At 40.7% G+C, this 14,864-nt stretch carries 16 protein-coding genes; 6 read left to right on the forward strand and 10 right to left on the reverse strand.

What is annotated here, in order from left to right:
* The first annotated feature begins 115 nt into the window (after positions 1-115).
* From CHX27_RS01455 to can, 3 genes are read left to right on the forward strand one after another with little or no spacing between them, the layout of a single operon-like run.
* Complete coding sequence (locus tag CHX27_RS01455; protein WP_094484996.1) at positions 116-598, forward strand: Dps family protein; 483 nt, start codon at positions 116-118, stop codon at positions 596-598.
* 3 nt (positions 599-601) lie between these two features.
* The gene (locus CHX27_RS01460; protein WP_094484997.1) at positions 602-2,269 is read left to right on the forward strand and encodes a SulP family inorganic anion transporter; all 1,668 of its coding nucleotides are present in this window, start codon (positions 602-604) and stop codon (positions 2,267-2,269) included.
* A 9-nt stretch (positions 2,270-2,278) separates the two neighbouring features.
* Positions 2,279-2,914 carry a carbonate dehydratase gene (gene can / locus CHX27_RS01465; protein ID WP_094484998.1) on the forward strand — a complete coding sequence of 212 codons (636 nt, stop codon included), beginning with the start codon at positions 2,279-2,281 and terminating at the stop codon, positions 2,912-2,914.
* Positions 2,915-3,009: 95 nt separating this feature from the next.
* Here can and CHX27_RS01470 read toward each other — a convergent pair whose 3' ends face one another.
* From CHX27_RS01470 to CHX27_RS01485, 4 genes are read right to left on the reverse strand one after another with little or no spacing between them, the layout of a single operon-like run.
* On the reverse strand, positions 3,010-4,200 hold the full coding sequence (locus tag CHX27_RS01470; protein WP_094484999.1) for an LETM1-related biofilm-associated protein: 1,191 nt from the start codon (positions 4,198-4,200) through the stop codon (positions 3,010-3,012).
* A gap of 57 nt (positions 4,201-4,257) precedes the next feature.
* A complete protein-coding gene (locus CHX27_RS01475) occupies positions 4,258-4,683 on the reverse strand; it encodes a hypothetical protein (RefSeq protein WP_094485000.1) in 426 nt (141 codons plus the stop codon).
* Complete coding sequence (locus tag CHX27_RS01480) at positions 4,680-5,084, reverse strand: hypothetical protein (RefSeq protein ID WP_094485001.1); 405 nt, start codon at positions 5,082-5,084, stop codon at positions 4,680-4,682. The genes CHX27_RS01475 and CHX27_RS01480 overlap by 4 nt, the downstream gene beginning before the upstream one ends.
* A gap of 30 nt (positions 5,085-5,114) precedes the next feature.
* On the reverse strand, positions 5,115-5,657 hold the full coding sequence (locus CHX27_RS01485; RefSeq protein ID WP_094485002.1) for an RNA polymerase sigma factor: 543 nt from the start codon (positions 5,655-5,657) through the stop codon (positions 5,115-5,117).
* A 236-nt stretch (positions 5,658-5,893) separates the two neighbouring features.
* Here CHX27_RS01485 and CHX27_RS01490 point away from each other — a divergent pair, with 236 nt between their 5' ends.
* A complete protein-coding gene (locus CHX27_RS01490) occupies positions 5,894-6,553 on the forward strand; it encodes an HAD family hydrolase (protein WP_094485007.1) in 660 nt (219 codons plus the stop codon).
* Here the strand turns inward: CHX27_RS01490 and CHX27_RS01495 are convergent.
* Genes CHX27_RS01495 through CHX27_RS01505 form a run of 3 tightly spaced genes read right to left on the reverse strand, consistent with a single transcriptional unit; the run spans position 6,542 to position 8,996 of the window.
* On the reverse strand, positions 6,542-7,831 hold the full coding sequence (locus CHX27_RS01495) for a cryptochrome/photolyase family protein (RefSeq protein WP_094485003.1): 1,290 nt from the start codon (positions 7,829-7,831) through the stop codon (positions 6,542-6,544). The two genes, CHX27_RS01490 and CHX27_RS01495, sit on opposite strands and share 12 nt — an antisense overlap.
* Positions 7,828-8,529: an SDR family NAD(P)-dependent oxidoreductase gene (locus tag CHX27_RS01500; RefSeq protein WP_165764416.1), complete on the reverse strand. Its 702-nt coding sequence runs from the start codon at positions 8,527-8,529 to the stop codon at positions 7,828-7,830. Before CHX27_RS01500 ends, CHX27_RS01495 begins: the two co-directional genes overlap by 4 nt.
* A gap of 2 nt (positions 8,530-8,531) precedes the next feature.
* Positions 8,532-8,996, reverse strand: a complete 465-nt coding sequence (locus CHX27_RS01505) for an SRPBCC family protein (protein ID WP_094485005.1) — start codon at positions 8,994-8,996, stop codon at positions 8,532-8,534.
* A 140-nt stretch (positions 8,997-9,136) separates the two neighbouring features.
* Here CHX27_RS01505 and CHX27_RS01510 point away from each other — a divergent pair, with 140 nt between their 5' ends.
* Both CHX27_RS01510 and CHX27_RS01515 read left to right on the forward strand, forming a co-directional pair.
* Entirely contained in the window at positions 9,137-9,979 is an 843-nt protein-coding gene (locus CHX27_RS01510) for a DUF2911 domain-containing protein (protein ID WP_094485008.1), read from the forward strand.
* A 323-nt stretch (positions 9,980-10,302) separates the two neighbouring features.
* Positions 10,303-11,559 (forward strand): nucleoside permease, encoded by a 1,257-nt coding sequence (locus tag CHX27_RS01515; RefSeq protein ID WP_094485009.1) that lies wholly within the window; start codon positions 10,303-10,305, stop codon positions 11,557-11,559.
* 145 nt (positions 11,560-11,704) lie between these two features.
* Here the strand turns inward: CHX27_RS01515 and CHX27_RS15755 are convergent, their stop codons facing one another.
* The 3 genes from CHX27_RS15755 to CHX27_RS01525 form a co-directional block, all read right to left on the reverse strand.
* Complete coding sequence (locus CHX27_RS15755; protein WP_243388934.1) at positions 11,705-12,826, reverse strand: hypothetical protein; 1,122 nt, start codon at positions 12,824-12,826, stop codon at positions 11,705-11,707.
* A 126-nt stretch (positions 12,827-12,952) separates the two neighbouring features.
* Complete coding sequence (locus CHX27_RS15760; RefSeq protein ID WP_243388935.1) at positions 12,953-14,341, reverse strand: DEAD/DEAH box helicase; 1,389 nt, start codon at positions 14,339-14,341, stop codon at positions 12,953-12,955.
* Position 14,342: 1 nt separating this feature from the next.
* Positions 14,343-14,831, reverse strand: a complete 489-nt coding sequence (locus CHX27_RS01525; RefSeq protein WP_165764415.1) for a DUF4276 family protein — start codon at positions 14,829-14,831, stop codon at positions 14,343-14,345.
* Between the last annotated feature and the right edge of the window lie 33 nt (positions 14,832-14,864).

Below are 14,864 nucleotides of genomic sequence, written 5' to 3' on the forward strand. Positions count from 1 at the left end.
ATTAACAACTTAAAAATTAATCTAGTTTAATAATGCACTACGGGTGAATGTATAGTTTTACCTTATGTTTAAACTTCGTTATAAAAGTTATCTTTGATTAAATTATCCTGAAATTATGAAAAAGATGAATTTTTTAGGCCTGCCTACCGAGCAATGCGAGGCAGAGATAGCGCAGTTGAATGTTTTATTGGCAAGTTTCCAAACGTATTATCAGAATTTACGCGGAATTCACTGGAACATTCGCGGAAAGCGCTTTTTCGACTTACATGTGAAGTTTGAGGAATTGTATAACGATGCTCAACTCAAGATTGATTTGATCGCTGAACGAATTTTAACGATCGGCGGACAACCGCTACACACCTTTGAAGATTATTTGAAGCACAATGCGTTAGCCGTGGGAAAAGCGATTTCGGAAGACGAGAAAGCGATTCAGTTAATAGTTAGTTCTCTTGCAGGATTGCTTGAATTGGAGCGTCCGCTGTTGCAACTTTCCGGCGAGATAAACGACGAAGGTACAAACTCAATGATCAGTGATTTTATTTCCGAACAAGAAAAAACGATTTGGATGATGAAAGCTTGGTTGGAAGAATCGCTGTAATTTATGGTACAAGAGCAGCTGAAAACGCAAACCTTCGGACTATTTTCCCACATTAAATCAGACGTTTCCAGCGGACTCGTAGTTTTTTTGGTAGCCTTGCCGTTATGCCTGGGCATTGCTTTGGCGTCGGGAGCATCGCCGCTATCGGGAATCATTTCTGGCGTTATCGGTGGTTTGGTTGTTGGTTTTTTATCGAATTTGCATTTAAGCGTTTCGGGACCAGCAGCCGGTTTGACCGCCATAGTTGCTAAGGCAATTATCGATCTTGGGAGTTTTGAAACCTTCCTGTTGGCTGTATTTATTGCAGGGATTTTTCAATTGGCGCTCGGATTTATCAAGGCAGGCACCATTTCGAATTATTTTCCAAACAATGTTATCGAAGGCATGTTGGCAGGTATTGGAATTATCATCATACTCAAACAGTTACCGCATGCTTTTGGATACGATGCTGATTACGAAGGCGATGAAGCTTTTGTGCAAGCCGACGGTCGGAATTCATTCACAGAATTTTTTGATGTTTTTCAACATTTGGAACCCGGCGCTATTTTGATTGCCGCCGTTTCGCTTGTTGTTCTAATTTCATGGAGTTACAGCCCATTTTTAAAAAAGATTAACTTGCTACCAGCCGCTTTGGTCGTAGTACTTTTAGGTGTGTTAATCAATAGCTTATTGCTGCTAAACGGGCATTCGTGGGCACTGCAGCAACAGCATTTGGTTGCTTTACCAGTTCCAAAAGACCTGGCTTCACTATCCGATTTGATTACCACGCCAGATTTTTCGGCAATTCAAAATTCAAAAGTTTGGGTAAGTGCACTTTCTATTGCCGTGATTGCTTCGATTGAAACCTTACTTTGTATTGAAGCAGCCGATCGAATGGACGTACACAAACGCTACACCGATACCAATCGCGAATTGAAAGCACAAGGTATTGGAAATATGTTGAGTAGTATGTTGGGCGGACTTCCGATGACATCGGTGGTAGTGCGAACTTCGGCCAATAAAGAAGCAGGAGCACAAACCAAATTATCGACTATTGTGCACGGTTTATTGTTATTGGTTGCTGTTGTTTTTATACCTAGTTTGTTGAATAAGATTCCGCTTGCAACCTTAGCCGCTATTTTGCTGATGGTGGGTTACAAGTTAGCGAAACCCTCGGTATTTATTCACTTTTGGAAACGGGGCAAGTATCAGTTTTTACCCTTTTTGCTGACGTTTCTCGCCGTAATCTTAACCGATTTACTCATTGGTGTTGCATTAGGACTGATTTTGAGTATCATTTTTGTTTTGTGGGGAAATCTTCGTAAAGCCTTTGATGTTACGCGAGAAATGTACACCGACGGCGAGGTAACCCACATTAGTCTGGCTCAGGAAGTCTCGTTTTTAAATAAAACAGCGATAAAAAATACCTTAGCTGCGATTCCAGAAAATTCACGAGTGCTTATTACCGCGCATCAAACCGTTTATATTGCACACGATATTTTGGATTTAATTAAGGAGTTTACCGAAGTTAGAGCCAAAGAACGAAATATAAGTGTGAAACTGCGCGGTTTTAAAGAAGAGTACAAACTCGATAACGCGCCCGAAACGGTACCTCAAGTGCGCATAGAACAATATTACGACGTAGCAAAGCGACAAACGGTCGTAAAAGAAATAACCGATAACAATTTTTAAAACGAGCCGATGGATGCTTTTTACAAGAAAATACTAGATAATAATCGCGAATGGGTAGTGAAATCTTTAGAGAAAGATCCCCATTTTTTTGAAGATTTAGCTAAAGGACAGCAACCGCCTTTGCTATGGATTGGTTGCTCGGATTCGCGCGTACCTGCAAACGAAATTATCGGCGCAAAACCCGGTGAAGTTTTTGTGCACAGAAACATCGCCAATATGGTTATTCACAGCGATATAAACATGCTCAGCGTTTTAGATTATGCCGTGAATGTACTTAAAGTGAAACACGTAATTGTTTGCGGACATTACGGTTGTGGCGGTGTGCGAGCGGCAATGGGCAACAGCAGTATCGGAATAATCGACAACTGGATTCGTCATATAAAAGACGTTTATCGCTTGCATCACACGTATCTCGATAGTATCGTACAGGAAGAAGATCGTTTTAATAAGTTCGTGGAAATCAACGTTAAAGAGCAAGTGTACGGTTTGGCAAAGACTTCCATCGTACAAACGGCATGGCGAAACGGACAAGATTTAGCGTTGCACGGCTGGGTTTACGGACTTAACTCAGGATTTGTAACCGATTTACAAGTGAACATCAGCTCTGAAAAAGAACTCGATTTGGTCTATCAGTTGCGATTTTAATAGCGAGAGTTTGCTTGAGACACTACGTCGAAGCGAAGGTTAAAGAAGTCACTTCAAACAATCTAACAAAGATTTTTCTATCGAACTCAAGGCAGCTAGTCTAAGTTTTCGTTGAACGTACTTGGCAGCAATTGCGGAATGAATTTCACCAACAAAGGCAATAGCAAACTGCCGCCCGGAAGTAAAAAAATGGTTAAGGAAGGAATGGTTTTACAAATCTCCAACAGCTGTTTTTTTACTTTCTTTTTTTCTTTTTCATCCAAACTTCTAACGGTCGAATCTGTCAGTAATTTCAATAGATCTTTGTTGTTAGAAAGCTCTTTTTGGAGTCGGCTTTTGTTGCGAACAATGAGCTGTGATACGTTTGTTGCGGCGTGGTCGTAGAAATGTTTGACTGGATTTTTGTAATTCAGGTAGGGAATGGAAGCTCGGTGTGTATTCAGAAAAGCGTGTGCTGATTTTAGAAAATGCACACCAACCGATTTTTCAAATCCCAAATCAACGGCTAAGTCTTCCATAAACTGAATTTCAATCGGCTGCGCTTCGTCTTCATGAAATAGCGCTAATGCAGCCAAATCGAGCAGATAGTACTTTTCGAGCGGCGCGTCGAAGTACGAAAGCGGCAACGATTCGAGTAATTCGCGATTGTCGGTTTTGATTTTGGCGTAGCGAACCGAACTTTCAAAAACTTTGATGATGAGTTCGTCGTACGGCGTTGGAATAGAGCGCGTTTGTAAAGCACGAAGTACTATTTGAACGGCTACTTCTTCAACTTTTCGCAAGTAATTTTCCGGAATTTCGTTTCGGCGAATAAATTGTCCGAATGCTAAAACGTCTTGAAAAAGCAGTGCATTTGTGATTACGTGCGAGAAGTTCCGCGAAAAAATATTCTCATTGGTTTGAATGCGTTCTTCCAAAATTTCCTCCAATTCTTCGAAGACATCCGATTCGGGCAGTACTTTTTTGAGAATTGTAGAGCGATTTCCGTACAACTGATTGTAGAAAGCCGTGAGTTGTGTACTGAAATCGGTAGTATCGTCGGATAGTTTTAACAATCGGTACACTTGAAAATGCGAGTAGAGTAGGCAGATTTTCGAAAGTTCGTCGTGCGAGATTTTAGCTACAAGTTGAATTTCTTCTGCGGGAAGCGAAATGGCATGACCGTAAACAATGCCCATTTTACGCAAGCTGTCGTAAAACAACTCACGATCTTGCGCAGGTTTCACGCTCAGATTGAGTTCGGTGAAAAATCGTTTAATCCAACCGTTTGCCGAAGGATTGATCATAATGGCACTCCCGTTTTAGACGTCAAAGCTATGAAAACGAGTGCCTATTTTTAGCAATCAATCTTTATTATTTCGATATCTTTTTAAAAGCTGTCTGTTAAAATCGTCTTCAGCCTTTTTCAATTTCAGAATTTTAAGTGCAGGAATGATTTGCTTGAGTTTAGAGATAAAACCACGCCGATTTTCATGCAAATCTGTTTCACCTTTTTCAATCTCAGCCAAAGCCGTCGCCGCCTCTTTTTCAGTTAAATTGGCATTGTTAATCCCGCGAACGGTCATGTATTTTGACTTTCGGATTTCTTTCTCGCGACTGCGGTACGCGTTATAAACCGGCCAGAATTTTTCGGCTTCAGCGGGCGTAAGTTCGAGTCGTTCGGTGATGAACGCAATTCGCATGGCGTCTATCCGTCCGCCTTCTCGACCTTCTTGAGCAAAAGAAATCGAGCTTGCGCAAATGAGTAGTGTGAGGAGTAATTTTTTCATGGTTCTGTAATTAGGAATTCCACATTAGTATTTTCAAGGAGTTCGTTTTCAACGGGATCTGTAGATTCACTTTCGGTGGTAACGAGCGAAAGTTCGTTATCTAAAGCAAAAGCCACGCTACCAAAATCAACATTGCGCAATAATTCGTGTTCGATTTCCGAAGAAGTAGGCTCGGTAGTAACCAACGAATTATTTACAATGGGAATGCTCGCGGCAATTACCACAACAGCAGCTGCAGCATACCTCCAGATTCCGCGCGTGCTGATTCTGAATGCTGCTTTTTTGTTTTTTTCTTGTTGAATGGAAGAAACTACCTGCTTTTGCAGCTGGTCGAGATACGTGTCACTCGCCTCAAAAGCAGGCTTGATCTTCGGCTGTGTATCTAGTTTAAAATCTTTCATATAGGTTTGACGTCTGAGTTTCCAAAAGGTTTAAAGTGCTCGGATAAAATCTTCAATTTTTCGAACGGCATGGTGGTACGAGGCTTTTAAAGCACCAACCGTAGTTCCGGTGATTTCGGCAATTTCTTCATAGGTAAGTTCATCAAAGTACTTCATTCTAAAAACGAGTTGCTGTTTCGCTGGGAGTTGCAACAACGCTTTTTGTAAAGTAGCTGCAATAGCCTCGCCGTCCATTTCATTGTCCAAGCCACTCGTTTCAAATTCCGATACTTGAAGCTGTTCAATAGAAACGCCCGATTTTCGTGACTTTTGCTCTAAGAAGGTGAGCGATTCGTTCGTAGCAATACGATACAACCAAGTGTATAATTTGCTGTCGCCTTTAAACGAGTCGATGTGGCGAAAAACTTTGATGAAGGTATTCTGAAGTACGTCGTTTGTATCGTCGTGACTAATTACAATTCCACGAATGTGCGCATACAAGCGTTTGCCGTAGGTTTTCACCAATAACGCAAAGGCCCGTTCTTGCGTAGCTGGATCGGATAGTTGTGCCCATATAAACGCGTCGTCTTTCAAATTGCCGTTTTGAATATGACCGAAATTAGTTCATAAGGTTTAATCCACCGAAAAAAGTTGTAATTCGCTGCACTTTTTATCCTTTTCAACAATTTTCCGAAACAAAAAAAGGCGTGACAACTCTTGAATCTTAACCTAAATTTATTTCCAGTTACGTGTATTAATACGTTCCTTTGCGTCGCTAAAATGCCCGTTGTTGCCTTTTAGTGTTGAATTGTTTTGATAAAGACCTCAGCATGATAAATACCGTAATTTTCGATATGGATGGCGTTATTGTAGATACCGAACCCATTCATTACTACGCCTATCACCAGCATTTTAAAGAGCTAAACATCGATGTTCCCGACGAATTGTACGGAACATTCACCGGCTATTCTACCATAAATACCTACCAAAAAATTGTAGCTCATTTTCAGTTGCCGCACGATCCCGCTGAATTAGTGAATCGGAAACGCGATTTGTTCAACGACGCCTTCGATACCAAACCCGATTTGGAGTTAATCGAAGGTGCATTCGACCTGATTAAATCGTTGCATGCGTCTGGTTTTCAATTGCTTTTAGCGTCTTCTTCTGCCAAAGTAACCATCAAACGAGTGTTCGATCGCTTTGCCTTACATCCGTACTTTTCTCATATTGTTAGTGGCGAAGATTTTCCACAATCAAAACCACATCCCGCAATATTTTTGGATGCGGTAGCGAAATCAGGTGCACCAAAATCGTCGTGCATTATCATCGAAGACAGCACAAACGGTATTAAAGCCGCAAATGCCGCAGCTGTGTTTTGCGTGGGTTATAAGAGTCCGCACAGCCTAAACCAAAATTACGACACTGCCGATTTGGTGATTAATCATTTTTCGGAGCTTAACGCGGAAAAAATCCGTGCTTTACGATTCTAATCCGGCTTTGTACACTTGCAAGCAGCGATCGCGCGCAATTTTGTGGTCGACGATTGGTTTTGGATAGTACAAAGTTTCCAATTCAGGGATATTTCGTTTGCAATACACCAATTTCGGATCAAACTTTTTGATTTGCTCCGCCGGATTGAAAATTCGGAAGTACGGCGCAGCATCAACGCCGCTGCCCGCAGCCCACTGCCAGTTGCCCACATTGCTCGATTGTTCGTAGTCGGAGAGTTTCAATGCAAAGTACGCTTCGCCCCAGCGCCAATCGATCAGTAAGTGTTTGCACAAGAACGACGCTACAACCAAACGCACCCGATTGTGCATCCAGCCGGTTCGATTCAGTTCGCGCATGCCGGCATCGACCATCGGAAATCCGGTTTTTCCTTCGCACCACGCTTTAAATTCGGCTTCGTTATTGCGCCATTCAATCCGATCGTAGGCTGGCTTGAAGCTTTTGGTAACGGTATGCGGATAATGATACAAAATCATCATAAAAAACTCGCGCCAAATCAGTTCCTTCAAAAAGGTTTTATCAGCACTTTTATTGGCTTTCTGAACCAATTCTCGTATCGAAACAGAACCAAATCGCAAATGCGGACTCAATTTCGAGGTGGCTTTCACGGCAGGAAAGTTTCGTTGCTCGCCGTATGCGTCAATTAATGATGCGGCTATATTCGGTTCCTCAATTTTGATTGTGGGTTCGGTAAAACCAATGTCGGCAAGACCTAAAAACGGGAACGAGTGTACAATATACGGCTCAAAGGTGTGATCGCTTTGATAGGTTTCTAGCGTTTTGTTTTCGAAAACACTCAACCAACGTTTGGAATAGGGCGTGTACACCACGTACGGACTCCCGTCGTCTTTCACAATTTCCGAACGTTCAAAAATCACCTGATCTTTGAAACTCTTGTACTCTATTTTTTCGGTGCAAGCCCATTCATAAATGGCTTTATCTCGTTCGCGCGCGGTCGGTTCGTAGTCGCGGTTGGTGTAAATAGCTGTGATACCGTGCGTTTCGCGTAATTTCTTAAAAACATCGATCGGCTTTCCGTGAAAAGTAGCGAGCGATTTCCCGTGCTTTTGCAACTGCGATTGTATTCGTTCCAAAAGCTGATGAATAAATGCCAAACGATGATCGTCTTTCGGCAAATGATCCAAAATATCGGTATCGTAAATAAATAACGGTAAAACAGGCTGTCCGGAAGCTAATGCAGCAGCTAAGCCGGCGTTGTCGTGCAAACGCAAATCGCGTCTAAACCAAAATACGATCATACCGAAGTTAATAAAGATGACATTCCTCCATCAATATGGAAAATCTGACCACTAATCCAACTGGAATCTTCAGACAACAAATAAGCTGCCGCCGAAGCGATTTCCTCAGGTGTACCGACTTTCTTTAGCGGATGACGCTCGGCCGATTTCTCGCGCTTCACATCGCTGTTTAAAAACTTATCTGCCAGTGGCGTATCGGTTAACGAAGGCGCAATCACATTCATGCGGATTTTAGGTGCAAATTCTGCCGCAAAGGCACGTGCAAAACCTTCGATAGCACCTTTTGCTCCCGCCACCGAAGTATGAAAAGGCATACCCATTTTTACGGCAACCGTGCTAAAAGCTACCACCGAAGCGTTCGGAGCGGCTTGTAAAAGCGGTAAAACCTGTTGCAAGGTTTTCACCAAACCAATGAAATTCACTTGCAAGTCTTGTTCAAACGTTTCGGGTTTTATGCCTTTAAACGGACGCAAGTTTATCGTGCCCGGACAATACACCACACCGTCTAAATGTGCCGGAAGTGCAGCCGCTGGGAAATCGCCGCTGGCAACATCATATTTTAAATACGTTACGCTTGGATTATTGCTAGTCAATAGATTACGCGACGTCACATAAAGTTTATGTGTAGCACTTAATTTTTCAGTCAAGGCTTTTCCTATACCCGAGGTTCCGCCAATAATTAAAATATTTTTCATGATTGTTAGTCTAAGGTTCCAAATAATTCGGTTAGTTTTTTTGTTCGGTATGCAAAGATTTCGTCTAGTTTGGGTTTCACTAAAATAGGGTGGAGGAGATCTCCGAGAAAGCCCAAAGGCAAACGGTAGTGAATAATGTCTTCCATCAAAACGCCGCCCGGAATTTCAGTGATAAAATGTTTGTGGTGCCAAAATGAGTACGGACCTTGTAACTGCACGTCAACGAAGTATTTTTTGTCGACAACGTGGGTAATTTCGCTCACCCAACGGGTTTTAAATCCCGGCAGCGGCCTCACATCGTATTCGATAATTTGTCCGGGATACATCGGTCGGTCGGCTCCGCTAACGATCGAAAAATCCATTGCTTCTGGTGTAATAATCTTGAGATTTTTCGGATTTGAAAGAAATTCCCAAGCCTCATCTACCGAAAGTGGTAGGAGCAACGAACCTCTTTTAATGTGTAAAGCCATAGTTTAAAAATGTTTCCAAATATACTTTGTTTAACCGATTTCGAAAAACATTAAACAAACGAATGCGGTTTTTTAAGGTAATCTTAACGATTAAGCCCAAATACGGTTCGTACTTTTGGAAAAACTTTATCCATACACTAATGAAAAAGATACTAGTAATCTTGGCAGTTGCCACTGTTTCGTTTCTGCAAGCGCAATTAAAAACTCCTGCGGCTAGCCCGAAAGCTACTGTACAACAAACAGTTGGCTTAACAGAAGTAAACATCGAATACTCTCGTCCGAGTGCGAAAGGAAGAACTATTTTTGGAGATCTTGTTCCTTTTGGCAAGCTTTGGAGAACTGGTGCCAACCAAAATTCAATGGTTAGCTTTAGCGAAGATGTAACCATCGATGGCAAGACCTTGAAAAAAGGAAAATACGCGATTTTCGCTACGCCAAAAGCCGATGCTTGGGAAATTGTTTTCTACACCGATACCGACAATTGGGGAACTCCAGAAGTATGGAGCGAAGAAAAAGTTGCCTTGCGCACAACCGCTAAACCGGAGCAATTAAACCGAAATGTAGAGAGCTTTACGATCAGTATCAATAACTTAGATAACAATTTTGCGCATTTAGAGTTGAGCTGGGAAAAAACTTTGGTAGCAGTGAAATTCGAAGTTCCGACACAAAAAACAGCTATGGCTAACATCGAGCGCGTATTGTCGGGCCCGACAGCAAACGATTTCTTCGGTGCAGCACAATACTACTACCAGTCGAACGGCGATCTAACCAAAGCGCTTACGTACGTGAACAAAGCTTTGGAATTGAGCCCAGAAAAGCCATTCTGGTATTCGCGTTTGAAGTCGTTGATTCAAGCGAAGTTAGGCGATAAAAAAGGCGCTATCGAAACAGCTAAAATCTCGTTAGCCGCTGCCGAAGCTGCAAAGAATGCCGACTACGTGAAGATGAACAAAGACAGCATCAACGAGTGGAGTAAAAAGTAAATTCACAAACAACCGTGGAAAGTCGCCCCAAAAAGGCGACTTTTTTTATGTCTTTTCGATTGTTTTTTTGGGCAGCATTTCCGGCTTTTCGCTACAAATCCGCGTCCGTACAGCTCGTTTTGCTACGTGCAGCAGTTGGCTTCCTGCGGTCGCCACCGTGCACTGCAAAACGGGCTATACGGTCTTGCGGGTTTTTCGCTGCAATCCGGGCTGCGGCAATCGTTTTCAAGAAAAGATGATGGATTTGCAATCGTCGATACTAAAATTTTGAGAATACTAAATTAATGTTAGCTTTACGCTGCATTTACACAAAACAGAACTTCATGAATTTGAAATCGAAGCTTATCGGCATGAGTTTTCTCCAATTTTTTGTTTGGGGCGCGTGGTTAATCACGATCGGAAATTATTGGTTTGGTACCAAGCAATGGAGTGGCGATCAGTTTGGAGCCGTTTTTTCTACCTTAGGAATTGCATCGATTATTATGCCGGCCTTAACAGGAATCATAGCCGACAAGTATCTAAACGGCGAACGCTTGTACGGTTTGTTGCATTTAGCGAGTGCCGGTTTTATGTTGTATTTGCCTCAGGCACAAAATCCTACCGAATTTTTCTGGATCGTTTTTGCTGCCATGCTTTGCTACATGCCTACGATTTCATTATCTAATTCGGTGGCGTATCATATCTTAAAGGGAGCAAATTACGATGTCGTAAAAGTGTTTCCGCCCATTCGTGTGTTCGGAACTGTGGGTTTTATTGCCGCCATGTGGTTAACCAACTTATCGGGAAATAAAGCTTCTGAAAACATGTTTTACATTTCCGGAATTGCCGGAATCATTCTCGGATTGTACAGCTTTAGTTTACCGGCTTGCGCGCCTCAACGACAAATTTCGGAACGCGCTTCCGTAATCGAAAAATTAGGTTTAAATGCCTTTGCCTTATTTGGGCAATATAAAATGGCTTTGTTTTTCTTGTTTTCGATGTTTTTAGGCGCAGCACTACAACTAACTAATATGTACGGCGATGTTTTCCTCGACGAGTTTAAAAACATGCCGCAATATGCCGATAGCGTGGTCGTGAAAAAATCGACGTTAATTATGTCGATTTCACAGGTAAGCGAAACCTTATTTATTTTGGCCATTCCGTTTTTCTTGAAACGTTTCGGCATCAAGCGCGTGATGATGATTTCGTTGTTGGCGTGGGTACTGCGTTTTGGTTTGTTTGCGTACGGCAATCCGGGCGACGGATTGTGGATGATTGTCTTGTCGTGTATCGTGTACGGTATGGCGTTCGACTTCTTTAATATTTCGGGATCTTTATTTGTGGAAACCACAACCGATTCTAAAATACGTTCGTCGGCGCAAGGCTTGTTTATGATGATGAGTAACGGCTTTGGTGCTTTTTTCGGCGGACTCATCAGCGGGAAACTCATCGACGCCTTTTTTACAACCAACGGCGTTCGCGATTGGCACCACATCTGGCTTTCGTTTGCGGCTTACGCCTTAGTAATTGCTATTTTATTTGGCTTATTCTTCAAACACAAACACGACCCAAACGACGCACGCTTGCAGGCGGGGCATTGATTTAGCTTTTTTATTACGTGTTTTCTTTAATTACGGTTGAAAGTTAGTAATTTGATTTAGGCTTAAAGTTGGGATGCTTTGGGGAGCGGGGGAAACGTATTTTGTCTACTGACTTCATTTTTAGTTTGTTTCCAGATGAACTTAACTACATTTTACTAATCAATTCCTTAGCTTTGTCCAATGTATATGCTCCTTTAATTTCTTTTTTGTCAAACACCATAAAATAAGCAAAGTCTTGGCCTGCTTGTTTTTCCCATTCGTTACCAAGGCGGCATTTTGCTTCACTGTCTGAACCGTCTAAGTGGTCTCCTTTTGTTTCTATTAGAATGGTTTTACCCGATTTTGTATGCATAATAAAGTCAGGGTAATGGTTGGCTTTAAATCCGTTTATGTAAAAACCTTTTCCACGTTCTAAATTCCTATGCCAAAATGCAACGTTCGAAGAAGTTCCAATCTCCATTGCAACACGTTCTTCAAAGCCGTTCATTGAACCTTCTCTTTCATATAGTGAATTTCCAATAGAAGAACCGGTATTTCCCGGCACAATTTCATTGCCCAATTTCCAATTTACTTTTGTGTTTATCTTTTTTGATTTCAACAAATCCATAAAACGCCCTTCTGCATAGGAGTCAGCTAATTGACGAATTTTACTTTTTAGCTTGTCTGTATAACTCCATTTTCTTGTCAATACATCATGAAGCTGTTCGGTATTCATATTGTTCAAAATTCGTCTAATATATACCTTTATTTCTTGATCAGGAATTGGGTACATGTTACCAATAATCTGCATCATTTGATGCGTAATGTCTTTTATTTGGTTGTCTTTTGGTTTAGCTAAGATGTATTCTGCAATTGGGTCTTTTACAATATTATCCTCAATCTTGGTAAAAGATGGGCGGTATTCGTCCTTTTTTGATTCTTCTAAGTCAATTTTATATAAGTTAGACGAAATTTGGTCAAACTCTATTTTGATGTCTTCGTCTGAAAGTTTGAAATCTTTGAGCAATGATTCTCTATTGAGTAATTCTTCGTCTGTCCCGAAAATGTCGCTTGCTGTAACCTTGATAAAGAACTGCGGAAACTCAATTTTGTCAATAAAATCTTTGTTTGATTCTTTGACTTTATATCGTTTTACTTTTGTACCCATTTCTTTAAATATATTTTCGTCAGCAGATTGTTTTTCCTGTTCTTTTATTTGCTCTTCTAATAGTCGGTTTTGTTCTTCTGCAATGGTATCAATTTCTGTAATTACTGAGATTGTTTCCATTTCTTCTTCGTCTACATTTGGGTTAAACGTAACTCTGTTCTTGTCAATAATCTCTTCCGTCTGCTCGATTTGTTGCTCTGGGAAAAGGAAAGATTCAACTGGGTCTATCGAAACAGTTTTCTTTTCTTATTCCGTCATTTTATCGACTTTGCGATAATCTTTTTCGCTAAAACCTGATTCTTGTAAACCTTTTACGATACTCTGCAAAGTTTCATTGAACTTTGCTGAAGCCGTTAAAACATAAGAAAGATTTAATTGAAATGCTTTGTGTCTGTGAACGTAAGGTTGACGTAATACACGACCTAAAATTTGCTCTACATCCACTGAACTTGATTTGTCAGCTAATGATGCCAAAATGTATGCAAACGGACAATCCCAACCTTCTTTTAATGCGTTGATGGTAATGATGTAACGAACTTCAGATTCCTTACTCATTAGATCAATGCCTTTTAATTCATCAAAATTGGCAGTTTTGATTTTTATATGACTTTCGGGAATACCTAATCCCAACAATTGATCTTTGAGTTTTTCAAATGTGGTATTATCGTCATTGGTTTTGGGTTGTGCTTGAAATAAAACAATAGGTCTAATGTATCTACCACCTTCGGATTCTTGCTTTTTGGCAAGGTTTTCCAATTTGCGTTGCAAATGCAAAGCGTTGTTTATGACTTCCGTTTTGTCGTGGTTGTTGTACACGATTACAGGAAGCTTGACCATATGTTCCTTTTTTAACTCTATGGCAGGAACAAGACTAACTATATTGCTATTGTCCTTTGGCGTTGCTGTTAAATCAAGAATAAATGACGGATTTAAGTTTTTGAGCATATCTACACTCAAATCGCTTTCTGCGTTGTGGCTTTCGTCCACTACCAAAACAGGATTGAGGTAACGTAAAACATTGATTAGTGCTGTATCGTCCACACCACTTAAAATATGTTCGCTGTTTTTATATTGCGAAACAAATGCTTCTAACTGACCGTTTTCCTGGAACACCTTTCTATCTTCTTTATTGTTGGCTCTTAAACTGGCAAAACTCATTACAAAAATGCTCAACTGGTCCTTTACAACCGTTGGATTGAAGTTTGAACCTTGTAACAAATCTGCTTTTTGATAAATCTCAACTCTGTTGTTAAAAAGTGAATTGAGTTTTTGGCGATATGGATGTTCGGGATTGGAAAGGGTATTGACAGTTTGTTGTAATAAATTACTCCAAGGAACTAACCAAATAACCGCCTTTGGTTTTGCGGAATCGTAAGCTGAAAAAATGCTATGCAAAGCATTAACGGCAATAAAGGTTTTACCGCCTGCCGTTGGTACTTTTACGCAAACGTGGGCTGCATTTGGAATGTTGTTTTTGTAGGACTCCATCCCTGTACCATCCAATGGATTGTAAGGTCCAATTTTGTCTTCCCAATATTGGTTAAATGCTTTTTCTAAGCTTTTATGCTCTTGAACATAACTCAAGTATTCTTCCAAATTATCAATTACTTTTCGCTGATAACTCTTTAATTCCATTTCAAATGTTTTCTAATTTGTGAATCCAATTATTAAACCTAGGTGATTTATGCCTTAGGTTATGCATACCAATGTTTTCAGCGAGGATTGAGCCATAAACAATTTTATTATACCCCTCAATCAGCCTATCTAATCGTTTAGAAGGTGCTGTATTTGGATTATCATTAATTAATTCAGGGTTATGGTACTGGTTTAAAATTGAAATCAACTCTCGTTTATCCTTAAATTCACTTGGTTCAAATGTTGCCTCAAAAGAAGCTATGTTATTAAACAATAATCCCTCAAATTCGTGTAGTTGGTAATATGGTAAAAAGCGTTGTCTGAGATTTGTTTCAATATCCATCAACATTTCTTGTTCAAGGAAATCCATTCTTACACACCTGTCAGGAATTTGTTTAGAAGCCTGCCAACCTGGATAATTATATCTATCGGGAATGCCATAATAATCTATCAAAGTTGTTACAAATGATTCTCCTTCTCCTAAGTACACGACAAAAATTGTATTAAATTAATTTCCAGCTTA

This window comes from Flavobacterium aurantiibacter (assembly GCF_002251775.1).
GTDB classification, from domain to species: Bacteria; Bacteroidota; Bacteroidia; order Flavobacteriales; family Flavobacteriaceae; genus Flavobacterium; species Flavobacterium aurantiibacter.

What these genes read in the sequence shown, in the direction of transcription:
- CHX27_RS01455 (WP_094484996.1), top strand. Translation starts at nt 116, where the DNA reads ATGAAAAAGATGAATTTTTTAGGCCTGCCTACCGAGCAATGCGAGGCA.
- CHX27_RS01460 (WP_094484997.1), top strand. Translation starts at nt 602, where the DNA reads ATGGTACAAGAGCAGCTGAAAACGCAAACCTTCGGACTATTTTCCCAC.
- can (WP_094484998.1), top strand. Translation starts at nt 2,279, where the DNA reads ATGGATGCTTTTTACAAGAAAATACTAGATAATAATCGCGAATGGGTA.
- CHX27_RS01470 (WP_094484999.1), bottom strand. Translation starts at nt 4,200, where the DNA reads ATGATCAATCCTTCGGCAAACGGTTGGATTAAACGATTTTTCACCGAA.
- CHX27_RS01475 (WP_094485000.1), bottom strand. Translation starts at nt 4,683, where the DNA reads ATGAAAAAATTACTCCTCACACTACTCATTTGCGCAAGCTCGATTTCT.
- CHX27_RS01480 (WP_094485001.1), bottom strand. Translation starts at nt 5,084, where the DNA reads ATGAAAGATTTTAAACTAGATACACAGCCGAAGATCAAGCCTGCTTTT.
- CHX27_RS01490 (WP_094485007.1), top strand. Translation starts at nt 5,894, where the DNA reads ATGATAAATACCGTAATTTTCGATATGGATGGCGTTATTGTAGATACC.
- CHX27_RS01495 (WP_094485003.1), bottom strand. Translation starts at nt 7,831, where the DNA reads ATGATCGTATTTTGGTTTAGACGCGATTTGCGTTTGCACGACAACGCC.
- CHX27_RS01505 (WP_094485005.1), bottom strand. Translation starts at nt 8,996, where the DNA reads ATGGCTTTACACATTAAAAGAGGTTCGTTGCTCCTACCACTTTCGGTA.
- CHX27_RS01510 (WP_094485008.1), top strand. Translation starts at nt 9,137, where the DNA reads ATGAAAAAGATACTAGTAATCTTGGCAGTTGCCACTGTTTCGTTTCTG.
- CHX27_RS01515 (WP_094485009.1), top strand. Translation starts at nt 10,303, where the DNA reads ATGAATTTGAAATCGAAGCTTATCGGCATGAGTTTTCTCCAATTTTTT.
- CHX27_RS15755 (WP_243388934.1), bottom strand. Translation starts at nt 12,826, where the DNA reads ATGGAAACAATCTCAGTAATTACAGAAATTGATACCATTGCAGAAGAA.
- CHX27_RS15760 (WP_243388935.1), bottom strand. Translation starts at nt 14,341, where the DNA reads ATGGAATTAAAGAGTTATCAGCGAAAAGTAATTGATAATTTGGAAGAA.